The sequence below is a fragment of the Pseudomonas flavescens genome, assembly GCF_013408425.1.
Lineage (GTDB): Bacteria > Pseudomonadota > Gammaproteobacteria > Pseudomonadales > Pseudomonadaceae > Aquipseudomonas > Aquipseudomonas fulva_A.
The window spans coordinates 1,844,547-1,858,689 of the sequence record NZ_JACBYV010000001.1; the positions used below are offsets into that span (position 1 = coordinate 1,844,547).

The 14,143-nt window shown below is 64.7% G+C and carries 4 protein-coding genes (1 of these 4 running past the window's edge); 1 reads left to right on the forward strand and 3 read right to left on the reverse strand.

Annotation, left to right across the window (positions count from 1 at the left end; all coding sequences use genetic code 11):
• Nucleotides 1–1,208 carry the beginning of a non-ribosomal peptide synthetase gene (locus FHR27_RS08075; RefSeq protein ID WP_179538257.1) on the reverse strand. 16,501 nt of this gene lie to the left of the window's left edge, so 1,208 of the gene's 17,709 nt are visible here — the first part of the coding sequence; its start codon is at nucleotides 1,206–1,208; its stop codon lies off the left edge, out of view.
• The gene (locus tag FHR27_RS08080; protein WP_179538258.1) at nucleotides 1,205–10,702 is read right to left on the reverse strand and encodes a non-ribosomal peptide synthetase; all 9,498 of its coding nucleotides are present in this window, start codon (nucleotides 10,700–10,702) and stop codon (nucleotides 1,205–1,207) included. Before FHR27_RS08080 ends, FHR27_RS08075 begins: the two co-directional genes overlap by 4 nt.
• A 212-nt stretch (nucleotides 10,703–10,914) precedes the next feature.
• On the opposite strand from FHR27_RS08080, the gene FHR27_RS08085 reads away from it, so the two are divergent.
• A complete protein-coding gene (locus FHR27_RS08085; RefSeq protein ID WP_179538259.1) occupies nucleotides 10,915–11,688 on the forward strand; it encodes a helix-turn-helix transcriptional regulator in 774 nt (257 codons plus the stop codon).
• 941 nt (nucleotides 11,689–12,629) lie between these two features.
• Here the strand turns inward: FHR27_RS08085 and FHR27_RS08090 are convergent.
• The gene (locus tag FHR27_RS08090) at nucleotides 12,630–13,982 is read right to left on the reverse strand and encodes an APC family permease (protein WP_179538260.1); all 1,353 of its coding nucleotides are present in this window, start codon (nucleotides 13,980–13,982) and stop codon (nucleotides 12,630–12,632) included.
• Nucleotides 13,983–14,143: the final 161 nt, after the last annotated feature.

Genomic DNA, 14,143 nt, shown 5'->3' on the forward strand with positions numbered 1-14,143 from the left:
TGCGTGGTGCGTATCGCCGAGGACACCTCCTGGGCCTCCAGGCTCAGGCACAATGGCAGGGTGTTGATGAAGATGCCCAAGGCTCGCTCGGTGGCCTCGGCACCCAGCAACCGCCCCATCAGCACGGTACCGAAGACCACCCGCTGACGACCGGTCAGCCCTGCAAGGACGTGTGCCCAACCGAGGTGGAACAGGCTGGCGACACTCACCCCGAGGGTGCGCGCCTGTGCGCGCAGGCGCAGGCAAAAAGCCGGGTCCAGGGTGATGCTGTGCTCGCTGGCATGCTCACCGTCCCCACTGAGGTCTTGCAGGTCGTAGGCCAGGGTCGGCTCCACTACGTCGCCGAGCATGCCGCGGAAGAACGCCTCGTGCTCGGCCTCGCTGACGCCCAGCAACGCTTGCCCCACGTAGTTGCGAAACGGCACCGGCGTGCCCAGCGTCGCTCCCTGGCCGAGCAGGCAGGCATGGATTTCCTGACGCACCACCTCCAGCGCGCTGTGGTCCAGAGCGATGTGGTGATACAGCAGGCTGGCGCGTACCCGGCCATCGTCGGCGCCGCCGCAGACCAGACGCAACAGCGGCGCCTGGCCCAGATCCAGCCCCGGCTGTTCGGCGTCGGGGCTGTCCGCCCGGTTGTCGATGTTCAGCCGGGCGCTGCGCCAGACCACCTGCACCGGCTGTTCCAGTCCCTGCCAGTGCACCGAGCTGCGCAGAATGTCGTGCCGATCGATGACTGCCTGCAAGGCCTGGACGAAGGCGTCCAGACGCTGCTGGTCGGCCAGGGCGAAATCCACGCGCATCACATAGGGATCGCGGCCGCTGGCGCTGACGTGGTGGTACAGAATGCCCTCCTGCAAGGGCGCCAGGGGGTAGATGTCCTGCACGTTGGCGGCGCCGCCAGGGATCAGGTCGGTTAGGCGCTCGATGGCGGCCTGATCGAGGTCCACCAGGGTCAGCATCTCGGGCGTGATGCGTGTGCAGCCGACAGCGATGCCATTGGCAGGCAGCGTCGGCATGCCGCGCCTGCCATGGGTGTACAGGCCCTGTTCGAGCAGCTCGATGAGCGCTGTCTTGTGCGAGCGCAGGTGATCGACCAGGCCATTGTCGCTGAGCGCGCGGCGATTGCCCTGCACGGCCAGTTGCCCATCCTTGACGGCCAGCTGGATGTCCAGTGCCTTGAGTGTCGCCAGAAGCTCGTTGATGCTCACAGGATAATCTCCATGCTCTCTGTGATGGCGGCATAACCGGCCAGTGTCGGTTGTTCGAACAAGGCGCGGACGTCGGCCTCGATACCTTCCTGCCGCAAGCGTGCGGTCAGGCTGATGGCCAGCAGCGAGTGACCACCGAGCTCGAAGAAGTTGTCATGGCGGCTCACTGCCTCCACGCCCAGCAGTTCGCGCCAGAGGTCGGCCAGCAGTTGTTCCATCTCGCCTTGCGGTGCTTCGTGGATACGTGCCGGCAGGGCCTCACTGCCGGGGGCCGGCAGGGCCTGGCGGTCCAGTTTGCCGTTGGGGCTCAGTGGCAGGCCCTGCAGGTGCAGGTAGAAGGCCGGCAACATGTAGTCCGGCAGATGGCTGCGCAGGGCCTCGCGCAGCACCTCGGCGCGGGTTGGCGTGCCCGTGTAGTAGGCCACCAGCCGCTGCCCGCCCGGGCCATCGTCGCGCACCATGACCACGGCGTGCTCGACACCGGGGCACTGCGCAAGCGCCGCCTGGATCTCGCCCAGCTCGATGCGCAGGCCATGCAGCTTGACCTGATCGTCGTTGCGACCGAGGAACTCCAGATTGCCGTCGGCGTGCTGGCGTACCTGGTCACCACTGCGGTACAGGCGCTCACCCGGCACGAACGGGCTGGCGATGAAGCGCTCGGCCTGAGCCAGTGGCAGGTTGCGGTAGCCACGGGTAACCCCCGCGCCGCCGATATGCAACTGGCCGACCACGCCTAGGGGCACCGGCTGGTCCCAGGCATCGAGCACATACAGACGGGTATTGGCCACCGGTCGGCCGATCGGCAGGAAGCTGCCGGGTACCGGCTGCTCCGCTGCCAGGGTCCAGATGCTGCAGTCAACGGTGGTTTCCGTCGGGCCGTAAACGTTGTGCAGGCGTACCCGAGGCAGGCGCTGGCGCAGCAAGCTGGCCAGCGCCGGAGTCAGCTCGCCGCCGCCGCAGACGATATCGGTGAGGCTGTCGCAGGCTGCGCTTTGTGGCAGGTCGAGGAACTGCTGCAACAGCACGGGTACGAACTGCACCACACTGACGCGCCACTCGCTGATCATCCGCGCCAGATAGGCCGGATCGCGCTGCCCATCCGGGCGGGCCAGCAGCAACGGCACCCCGCTGCACAACGGCCAGAACAGCTCCCAGACCGAGGCATCGAAGCTGATCGGTGTCTTGTGCAACACGCGACTGTCCGCCCCCTGCGGGAACAGCTGGGCGCTCCAGTGCACCAGGTTCACCACGTTGCGATGCTCGACCATCACCCCCTTGGGCCGGCCTGTGGAGCCGGAGGTGTAGATAACGTAGGCCAGGTTGCCCGGCTGCAGGGCCTCGATCCGCGGATCGTGCAGCCGCTCTCCGAGCGCGTCGAGGGCATCGATATCTACCTGCGGCACGCCCTGACATTCGAGAAGATGCCGAGTGCCTGCCTGGCCCAGCAGCGCAGCGGGCGCGCTGTCTTCGAGCATGTACTGCAAGCGCTCGCGAGGATAGCTCGGGTCGAGCGGTACGTAGGCGCCACCGGCCTTGAGGATCGCCAGCAGGCCGACGACCAGCGACACACCGCGTTCCACGCACACCGCCACGCGGTCATCGGGCTGCACACCCAGGTCGACAAGATGGTGAGCCAGGCGGTTGGCGCGCTCGTTGAGCTGCCGGTAGCTCACCTGCTCCTGCTCGCAGAGCACGGCCATCGCGTGCGGCGTGCGACGGGCCTGCTCCTCGAACAGCGTATGCAGCGTCTTGTGCTGATCGAACGGCAATACCGAGTCGTTGAGATCAACTAGCAAACGTTTGCGTTCCTGGGCAGGCAGAACCTGCAAGCGGTGCAGCGACAGCTCCGGCTGGCTTTCAAGGGCATTGACCAGCCCTTCCAGCACTTCGAGCAGCTGGTCGCAGACCCGTCGCGCTCCGACCGTTTGCGGGGCGGTGACGCCCACGCGCAAGCGCTCGCCGAGGTCGTCGACATTCAGGCTCAGCGGGTAGTTGGTGTGATTGTCGCTGTCGAGGATTTCCAGACCACGCCACGCGTCGTGCTGGGCATCCTGGCGGGCCTGGCCAGCCGCATGACGGTAGTTGAGGATCGCACTGAACAGCGGCAGTTGGGCGGACACCGCACTGCAGCGCTGCGCCTGGGCCAACGAAGCGTGCTCATGGGCCTGCAACCGGGCGAGACGCGCATGGGTGGCACGCGCGCCTTCGCGCACGCCGATGCCGTCGAGGTCGACGCGTAGCGGCAGGGTATTGATGAACATGCCCAGCCCGCGGTCAGCGCCCTCACCGCCCTGCAGGCGCCCAAGCAGCACCGTACCGAACACCACCTGTCCATTGCCAGTGGCCGCGCCCAGAACACGGGCCCAGGCGAGGTGCAACAGGCTGGCGAGGCTGACCCCCAACTGCCGCGCCTGGCTGCGCAGGCGCCGCACCAGCACGTCGGGCAGGCGCTGCCAGGCTTCCTCCAGAGGCTGCTCGCCACGCTGTACGTCGTGCAGCTCGAACGGCAGCGTCGGCTCCTCGATGGTGCCCAACTGCTCACGGAAGTAGGCCTCGTGTTCCGCCTCGCTCATGCCCAGCCGCGCATGTGCCACGTAATTGCGATAAGGCACGGCCGGCTGCGTCGGCATCGGATCACCGCGCAGGTGGGCGAGCATCTCGTCGCGCATCACGTCAAGGGCGGTGGCATCCAGCACGATGTGGTGGAACAACAGGGTGGCCGACAGCCCCTCCTCACCTGGTCGCTGGCTGAATTCCAGACGCAGCAGCGGCGCCTGGGTCAGGTCCATGCGTGCCGGGGCAGCGAGGCTGCCCGGAACCCGCGACGCGACTTCCTCGACACGCAGTTCGGCGTGACGCCAGACCACCTGCTGAGGCGTGGTCAGGCCGTCCCAGACCACGGCGGTACGCAGGCTGTCGTGACGTGCGATCACCTTGCGCAAGGCATCGACGACCGTCTCCAGACGCTCTCGGCTGTCGACGTTCATATGCAGGTGCAGCAGATAGGGGTCGGCCTGCTCGCCCGTCAGGTGATGATAGAGAATGCCCTCCTGAAGCGGCGCCAACGGATAGATTTCCTGCACATTGGCGGCACCACCAGGCACGCCGGCGACGATGCGATCGAGCGTCGCCTGGTCGAGCTCGGTCAGGCTCAGCAGCTCCGGAGTGATGCGCGTGCAGCCCTCCGGCACCCGGTTGGCCGGCACCTGTACCTCGCGGCCACGGCCGACCGAGGCCGCCAGCGCGGCGACGGTAGGCTGGCCGAGGAGCACGCGCACATCGACGGGCAGGCCGGCGCTACGCAGGCGTTCGACCAGGGTTACGGCGAGCAGCGAATGGCCGCCGAGTTCGAAGAAGTTGTCTTGCCGACCGACCTTCTCCACACCCAGGACCTGCGCCCAGAGTTCGGCGATGCGCTCCTCCACCTCGTTCTGCGGTGCCTCGTAGGCACGGCTGACCAGTTCTTCGCGGCCCGGATCGGGCAGCGCCCGACGGTCGAGCTTGCCATGCGCGGTCAGCGGCAAGGCATCCAGGCGGGTGAACAGCAACGGCACCATGTGCGCTGGCAAACGCGCTTTCAGCGCTTCGCGCAGGGTCTCGCCGGCAACTTCGGTAGCGCTGGTGAACCAGGCCAACAGGCGCTGCTCGCGCACCAGCACCACGGCGTCCTGCACACCTTCCAAGCTAACCAGCGCGGCCTCGATTTCACCCGGTTCGATACGCATGCCCCGGATTTTCACCTGGTCGTCGTTGCGCCCCAGGTAGTCCAGCGTGCCATCCTGATTCCAGCGCACCAGGTCACCACTGCGGTACATACGCCCGCCGGAGCTGGCACTGAACGGGTCCGCCAGGAAGCGCGCCTCGGTCATCTGCGCGGCGTTCAGGTAGCCGCGCGCAACACCCGCGCCTGCGATGTACAACTCACCGGCCACGCCCTCGGGCACCGGCTGGCGGTGCTCGTCCAGCACGTAGACCCAGGTGTTGGCGATCGCCCGGCCGATATGCAGCGGCCCGCCCGGCAGCAGCACGCCGGAAGTGGCGACCACCGTGGTCTCGGTCGGGCCGTAGTTGTTGACCACTGCAAAACCGGGCTCACGGTCGAACTGACGCAGGCGATCACCTCCGACCAGCAAGGTGCGCAGCGTCGGGTGCTGACGCGTACGGCGCAACGCCTGCTCCGCCACCGGGGTTGGCAGGAAGCTGACCTGCAGCGGCTGCTCCAGCCACCAGTCGAGCAGTTCATCGACATTTTCATTGCCTACCCGGGCTGGCGGCAGGTGCAGCACCGCACCGCTGCACAGGGCTGGCCAGACCTCCCAGGCCATGGCATCGAAGCCGAAGCCGGCCACACTGCTGGTGTGGCTGCCTGCGGTCAACGCGAAGGCCTGGGCATGCCAGTGCACCAGATTTTCCAAGGTGTGGTGCTCGACCATCACGCCCTTCGGCTGGCCGGTGGAGCCGGAGGTGTAGATCACGTAGGCGAGGTTGTTCGAGTCCAGGCCAGGCACTCGAGGATTACTCTCGCGGGCCTGCCGCCAAGCGGGCGAATCGATGTTCAGTCGCGGCCGGTCGGCGGCCAGCGCATCGGTCGACGCCTCGGTCAGCACTACGCGAGGGTCGCTGTCGGCGAGCAGATAGGCGATCCGTTGAGCCGGATACGCCGGGTCCACCGGCACGTAAGCGGCACCGGCCTTGAGCACCGCCAGCATGGCGACCACGCGCTGCACGCCACGCTGCAAGCACAGCGCGACACGCTGCTCGGGCGCGATACCGAGGTCGATCAGATGGTGGGCCAGGCGGTTGGCCTGGGCATTCAGCTCGGCGTAGCTGAGCACCTGTCCCGCCTGGATGAGCGCGGGTGCGTCGGGGTGCTGAACCGCCTGCGCCTCGACCAGAGCCTGCACCGCGACATGCCGTGGAAAAGGCTGCGCGGTCGTACGCCAGCCATCCAGAAGCCGTCGGCGCTCGTCGGCGCTCAGCATGGGCAGTTGCTGCAGACCGATCGCCGGAGCCGATGCCAGGGCCTCGACCAACTGCTCCAGGCTGTGCTCCACCCAGCCCACGATGCGCTGAGCGCCCAGGCCTTGCTGGGCCAGCACGTGCAGGTCGAAACCTTCGCCGAGATCGTCCACGCTCAGCGTCAGCGGGTAGTTGCTGCGCACGTCCCCGCCCAGCACCCTGACGCCCTGCCAGAGGCCCTTGCCTTCACGGGGTTTCACCGCCGCGCTGTGACGGTAATTGAGCAAGGCGCTGAACAGCGGCGTACCGCCCGGCACGCCGCTGCAACGCTGAGCAAGCACCAGTGAGGCATGCTCGTGGGCGATCAGTGCCGACAGCCGAGCGTGCACGGACCGTACCGCGCTACGTGTATCGAGCGCCGTTTCGACGCGCAGCGGTAAGGTGTTGATGAACACGCCCAGCGCCCGGTCGGAGCCCTCCGCCCCCATGCGCCCCAGCAGCACGGTGCCGAACACCACGTCGTCGCGCCTGGCCAGCGTGCTCAGCACCCGGGCCCAGGCCACGTGCAGCAGGCTCGCCGCGCTCACACCGGCACGCCTGGCCTGCTCGCGCAGGCGCTGGGCGAGTTGGCCGCCCAGCGCACGTCGGCTCTCTTCGATGGCACTGCCGTCCGCGGCGACTTCCTGCAGGCCGAAGGGCAGCGTCGGCTCGTCGACAGCGCCGAGCATGTCGCTGAAGAACGCGGCGTGCCGCGCATCGTCACTGGCCAGGCGCACCTGAGCCACGTAGTCGCGGTAAGGCACGGGCGGCGCCAGCTCGGCCTGGCGCCCCTCCAGCAAGGCGGCCATTTCGCGGCTGACGGTTTCCATCGCGCTGTTGTCCAGCACCAGATGGTGGAACAGGATGATGGCGACGATTTCGTCGCTGCCCGGCTGCCGGGCATGCACCAGGCGAATCAGCGGGGCCTGGGCCAGGTCCAGGCGATGGTGACGGGCATCGAACTGGCTCTGCAGGCGCTCGAGGACGGACGCCTGGGTCTCGCCGGGGTCGAGGCTGATCGCTTGCACCGACAGCGGCGCCTGGCGCCAGACCACCTGATGCGGGGTCTCCAGGCCCTCCCAGACCAGCGAGGTGCGCAGGATGTCATGCCGGTCGATGACCTGCTGGAGCGCCGCCGCCCAGGCCTGCAAACGGGCCAGCGAGTCGAAGGTCAGGCGCCACTGCAGCAGGTAGGGATCGCCCTGCCCGGCACTCAGGTGATGGTAGACGATGCCCTCCTGCAAGGGCGTCAACGGGTAGATATCCTGGATATTGCCAGCGCCGCCCGGCACCCCGGCAACGATCCCGTCGATCTCGGCCTGGCTCAACCGGGTCAGGCTCAGCAGCTCCGGCGTGATGTGCGTGCAGCCCGCGGGGATGCGGTTGGCCGGTACGCTGAGCACCGCACTGCGCCGCTCGCTGCCGGCCAGCAAGGCCACCGTCGGATGGGTGAGCAAGGTGTGCACATCCGCGTCGAGGCCGGCGCCGCGCAGGCGCTTGACCAGCTCGATGGCCAGCAGCGAATGCCCGCCCAGCTCGAAGAAATTGTCCTGCCGACCCACCCGTTCGGTGCCCAGTACGTCGGCCCAGATCGCCGCCATACGGGTTTCCACGCCCCCCTGCGGCACCTCGTAGGCGCTGACGCCGAGGCTGGCGGTATCCGGATCGGGCAATGCCCGGCGATCGAGTTTGCCATGCCGGGTCAGCGGCCACTGCTCCAGGCGCATGAAGGCGCGGGGCACCATGTAACCCGGCAAGAGCCCGCGCAGCGCTTCGCGTAACGGGCCGATATCGACACGGGCCGACTCGGTGAACCAGGCCACCAGGTGTTCATCACGCACCATCACCACCGCATCCTTGACCCCCGGCCAGCTGGCAAGCGCCGCTTCGATCTCGCCAGGTTCGATGCGCATGCCGCGGATCTTGACCTGGTCATCGTTACGGCCCAGGTATTCCAGGGTGCCATCGGCACGCCAGCGCACCTGGTCACCGCTGCGGTACAGACGCGCACCGGGTACCGTGCTGAAGGGGTCGGCGATGAAGCGTTCGGCGGTCAGTTGCGGCCGGTTCAGGTAACCACGGGCGACCCCTGCCCCGCCGATGTACAGCTCACCGGACACACCGACGGGCACCGGCTGCAGGTGCGCATCCAGCACGTGGACCTGGGTGTTGCCGATCGGTCCGCCAATATGCAGAGACGCCCCGGCCTGCACCGCACCGGAGGTGGCGACCACGGTGGTTTCGGTAGGGCCGTAGTTGTTGATCACCTCGTAGCGACGCGCCTGGGTGAACTGGCGCAGGCGATCGCCGCCGATCAGCAGGCTGCGCAACGTCGGATGTTCCTGCGCATGGCCGAAGGCGTATTCCGCCACGGGTGTGGGCAAGAAGCTGACGTGCAGCGGCTGGGCACGCCACCAGTCCAGCAAGGCCTCGACATCGTCGCCGCCCTCCTGCACCGGTGCCAGATGCAGGGTGCCGCCAGCACACAGGGTCGGCCAGACTTCCCAGGCCATGGCGTCGAAACCGAACCCCGCCAGGCAGGAGGTCTGGGTGCCCGGTCGTACATCGAAGGCTGCGCAATGCCAGTCGACCAGGTTGGCGAGCATGCGGTGCTCCACCATCACGCCTTTGGGCTGGCCGGTCGACCCGGAGGTGTAGATGACATACGCCAGGTTGTCGCCGCCCAGCCCGCCGGCCGGCTCAGCGACGCGCCCCGGAGCCTGCAACGCCACGGCATCCAGCGCGACGATCGGCACCGCCAGGGGCGGTAAGCGTTCGACCAGTGCGGCCTGGGTCAACACCAGGGTTGGGCCACTGTCGGTGAGCAGATAGCCCAGACGCTCAGGAGGATGCGCGGGGTCGACCGGTACATAGGCGGCACCCGCCTTGAGCACCGCCAGCAGCCCCGCCAGGGTGTCCAGGCCGCGTTGGCAGACCACCGCCACACGGGTCTCGGGGCCGGCGCCGCAGTCGATCAGGTGCGCGGCCAGGGCATTGGCGCGCTGGTCGAGCTGCGCATACGTCAGGTGCTGGTCGAGGTGTACCGCTGCCAGGGCATCGGGGCGCTGACGCGCATGGTGCTCGATTCGCCGGTGAATCAACGGCTCGTCGACCGCCGCCATGCCGGTGTCGTTCCAGGTGGCCATGCGCTGGCTTTCGGCCGGGGTAGGCAGCACGAAATCGGCAATCGCCAGGGCCGGGTTTTCCAGCCCCTGCTCCAGCACCTGCAGCAGGCGCGCACCAATGGCCTGGGCGTCGTCGTGCAACAGCCAGGCACGGTTGTAGACTAGGTGCAGCCAGGTGTCGCCACTGTGCCGGTTGCTGCGCAGGTGCACCGCCAGAGGGGTGCTTTCGTGTCCGTTGGAGACCTTCAAGGTGCTGGCGCGGGCGTTGCCATAGCGGTAATCGTGATCCTCCTGCTCATAGGAAACCGATACCTCGAACAGCTGCGCGCGCTCTTCGCGGGACAGGCCAAGGGTGCGATGGAGTTCGCTCAGAGGGAAACGTTGATGGCGAAAATCGCGCTTGAGCCTATCGCGCACCTCGCTGATCAAGGTGGCGAAATCCTGTTGCGCAGGAGTGGCCAGGCGCACCGCACTGACCTGCGCGAAATGCCCCAGGGTGGCCTTGCTGCGTGCCCCGGTGCGATTGAGCAATGGAAGGCCCACCACCCACTCAGGGCGTTGTACGGTGCGGGTGAAATACACATGCAGTGTCGCGAGCAGAACGTGAAAGGCCGAGGCGCGGTGGCGCTGCGCAAGTGCCTGCATACGCCCATGCAGTGCGGCTGGCAGCGCCTGCACCCAGGTGTGCGAGGGTGTCTCGGCGCTCGCCGCACGACCCCGTTGGCGCGGGGCCAGCACGGGTTCCGGCAGGTCCTGATACTTGTCCAGCCAGTAGGCCTGGTCCTGCAGGAATCGGCCCGACTGGCGGTAACGCAAGTCGTCCTCGACGAAACGGCCGTAGCACAGGCCCTCGTCCTCGATACGGTCACCTTCGCACAGCGCGGTGTAGTGCTCGCCCAGCGCCTTGATCATCTGCCCGAAGCCCCAACCGTCGAGTATCAGGTGGTGGGCCTGGGTCACCAGCCAATGCTCCTGGTCAGCCAGGCGAATCAGACAGAAGGTGAACAGCGGGCCGTCATACAGCCGATAGGGACGTTGCATCTGCTCGTCGATCAGGCGCTCTGCCGCCGCGACGGGTTCGTGGCACTGGCTCAGGTCGTGCAGCGGCAGAGTAACGGGCATCGACGCGGCGAAGACCTGCATCGGCAGACCGTCGTCTCCCTCCCCGGGGACCATGACCGTGCGTAAAGCCGAGTGGGCGCTGACCAGGCGTTCCAGTGCCTGATGCAGCTTCGAGGCCTCGATGGGCCCGGTCAGCTTCACGTAACCGCCAATGTTGTAGAGGGGGGAGTCGCCGTGAGTGATCTGGTCGAGCCAGATGTCTCGTTGGGCAGCGCTCAGTGGGAGAGGATCGACGGCACGAACGGGCATGGCTCAAGGTCCTTCTTGGCAGAAATTTAAGTGCCATTAAACATTGCCGATTTTGCCGTGCATGACCCCTCAAACCGGGGCAAATGGAACAGTAATCATTTGTAACTGTTTGCCTGAAGGATTTACAAAACTGAACCTAGGCTGAACATCCTGGGGAGAGACCGGGGGGCCCGGTCTCAAGGGCTTAATTTCTGGAGGGTCGACCGATTGCCATGAACCGTGCAGTAGAGTTCGAAGAGGATAACGACCGACTCTTTTGTCGTAAGTTGGCCCGGGTGGTATCGAGTACCGGTTATCCGAACTTCGCTGATCAGTTGTTTGAACTGATTCAAGATCTGGTGCCGATTCACGGCCTCGAACTGAGCGAATGGACCCTGGATATTCCAAGTGCCACGATTCGAGAGATCAGCATTCTGGGCACTGCAGGGATAGCGCGTGAACGCGCGCGCTGCGCTGCGCTGGATCAGGGCCTGCTGCCCAGCATTCTGCACATGAACGATCCATTGCTCATTCAGCGCCGGCTGCCTTCGAGCAAGCTGCACCCGCTGTGCCCCGTTCACCAATGCAACCTGGTAGCAGGCAACGGTAACCTGCGGCGCATCATCTGTTTCTACCGCCAGTCGAGCTTGCGTACCTTCACCTTGCCAGAAATGTCGGCACTGAAAACCTTCTCTGAAACCTTGCTGTTTCTTCTCGAGCATCACTCGCGAAGCCTTGGGCGAGTCCGGCAGTCTGCCGCCAAGCAAAACAATCATGCTGGCTCGGTGGACAACGCCTTCTGCAAAAAACTCGAGTGGCAGGGCGTTCCGCTGTCTGCCCGCGAGCGGGAAGTCTGCGTTGGCCTTCTGTCAGGGATAACGGTACCTGAGCTGGCACGGCGGCTGGAGGTCAAGAACAGCTCGATAGAAAGCTACCTGAAACGCGCTGCCAGCAAGCTTGGCGTCAGGGGACGACACGGTCTGGCGCGCTGGATGGCCAATAGCTGAGGTCCAGAAAGACGACCTTCATCGCCTCGACGGGCACCTCGTCAGGCGCTCCACGATGGAATGCGCCAGGCACTCCGAGCACCGCCTGGCTCCGTATCATCCCTGCGCGAACCGCAGCCTTGCGATCCGAAGACCGGCTTTCTTGATAAACTGCCTCCCCGTTACGGCGTACCGGATCCGCCCCCTGTACCGGCCTGAGCGCCTTCGTTGACTCGCTGCGTGCCACTGGTGCAGGCGCTTAACAATGCCGGCTGAAAACGCTCAAAAATGGCCTTTTCAAGCACTATACAGACTCGAGCTAATGCCTCTAGAACCAGCCTCAAAGCCAGAAACCACGCTACCCAGCCTCTCCCGCCGCTTCTCCGTGGCGCCGATGATGGATTGGACGGATATTTGTAAAATATCTAATATTTTCAATTAATTAAATTTTTAAGCCTCGAAATTTAAGCATTTTTTTAGCACTGAACGCTTTTACACAGCTATCGGTGCTGTAAAGGATCGCTCATCCTTGACGAGGCGCTGCCTGTTTTCAGTAAAAAGACGGAGGCTCCGTACCTATTGGCATCAAAGGGAAAAGCCAGCCAAACGGATGCATCGCGCAGCCAATCGCCAGTTCCCGGACAAGCCAATGTCCCTCGACGATAGACTCAGCTCAAGTTCCATCAGCGGGCACGCTCTGGTATAGCGAAAGGCTTACACGGCGTTGTGTCGGTTGGCTCTGGTGACGACCCAAGCGGCGTCTTAATCTAAGCCCACCTTGGAGCACAGGACGTGCTCAGGGTCATGGATGATGTGACCACAGCCAGGATGGCGAGCCGACAGGATGTTGGCACTGGTCAGTAAAGGCCCGCTTCGGCGGGTTTTTTATTGCCTGAAGTAAAGTGCGGCAGTCTGAAGACTCCCCCATTTCACTCACCTTAAAGGCGTCATTACCCACCCCCCTACTTTTCCGTCTCGCTCACAACGCTGTAATCGTCGGCATTGAGCGGTTTTACGCCGCCAGCACGCGTGATGCCATATACGACGACTCCCACAAGCAGCAGCGCTCCCGCGCGAAGCCAAGTCTCCAGATCTTGTTGCGACATTAGCAGCAGGCACGAGGCAATGCCCAAAACCGGAACCCAGGTGGGCACACGAAAATGGTCGGTCGAAACCTTGTCACGTCTGAGAACCAGAACGGCGAGGTTGGTGCTGATGAAAACGAACAACAGCAGTAAAACGACTGTCTGCGCCAATGTCGCCAGCGAACCGGTGAGCGTGAGCGCGATGGCCACCAACGTCGTAATCACGATGGCCACGCCTGGTGTACGCCGTTTTGACAAGACATTGGCGAGAGCGCTTGGCAGCAGCCCTTGCTGGGCCATGCCATATGCCAGGCGGCTGGCCATGATCATCGTCAGCAGCGCGCCATTGGCTACGGCGATCAAAGCGATAAAGGCGAACAGTTGCGGTGGGATCCCGAGGCCCGAGGCTTTTACTACTTCCAACAGTGGCGCTGAGGAATTCACCATGTTTTCGACCGGCATCACCACCGCCGCGGCGATGGCGACGGCCATATAAATCGCCCCGGCAGCGATCAGCGCCCCGAACAGCGCACGGGGATACGTTTTACGCACATCGCGAATTTCTTCAGCGAGGTTGGCCGATGTTTCAAAGCCGACGAATGAGTAGAACGCTAGCAGCGCTGCAGCGAGCACCGCAAAAGCCGGACTGACCCCCGCTTTGAATTCGATGACTCGGCTGAAATCCGCTTCTCCAGTACGGAAAAACCAGGCAGCGGCGAATATGACCAGCAGCAGCCCTGACAGCTCAACCATGGTCATGACCACATTCGCCGACAACGACTCCTTGATACCCCGTGCATTGAGCAACGCGATAAAGATCAGAAATATCGTCGCGGCGATGTACGGCGAGATGTCGACGAAGGCCGCGAGATAGTCCCCCGCGAATGCCAGCGATAGCCCTGCCGCGCTAGTAACCGCAGCAGCAAGCATACAAAAGCCCACTAGGAAAGAAACCAGCGGAGACCTGTAAGCCTTGGCCGCGAATACAGCCGAGGCACCAGCATGTGGATACTTGGTCACCAGTTCTGCATAGGATCCAGCAGTCAGCAGCGCGAACCCCAGGGCGACCAGCAGTGCCACCCAGATCGCCCCACCTACCTCCCCAGCGATAGTGCCAACCAGGGCGTAAACACCAGCTCCCAGTACGTCGCCGAGAATGAACAGCATCAACATTGGTCCCGTCACGGCGCGCTTTAACGTGGAGGTGGGCTGTTTCTTCGGCACAGGCATGCTCGTTACCTTGTATGTCTGAATACGATTAGCTCCCGGCTTAGAAGCCTGGATCTTCTCGGCCACTTCTTTGCATCAGGGGCCAACTGCTTGAGCTCTGGCTCGCCAGAGGCGTCCAGGCCGAAATAAGTAGATGGTGCTGTGCGGCCAGATGCCACTGA

Bases quoted from the DNA above. Each gene is read 5' to 3' on its own strand.
- FHR27_RS08085 (WP_179538259.1), top strand. From the start codon at position 10,915: ATGAACCGTGCAGTAGAGTTCGAAGAGGATAACGACCGACTCTTTTGT.
- FHR27_RS08080 (WP_179538258.1), bottom strand. From the start codon at position 10,702: ATGCCCGTTCGTGCCGTCGATCCTCTCCCACTGAGCGCTGCCCAACGA.
- FHR27_RS08090 (WP_179538260.1), bottom strand. From the start codon at position 13,982: ATGCCTGTGCCGAAGAAACAGCCCACCTCCACGTTAAAGCGCGCCGTG.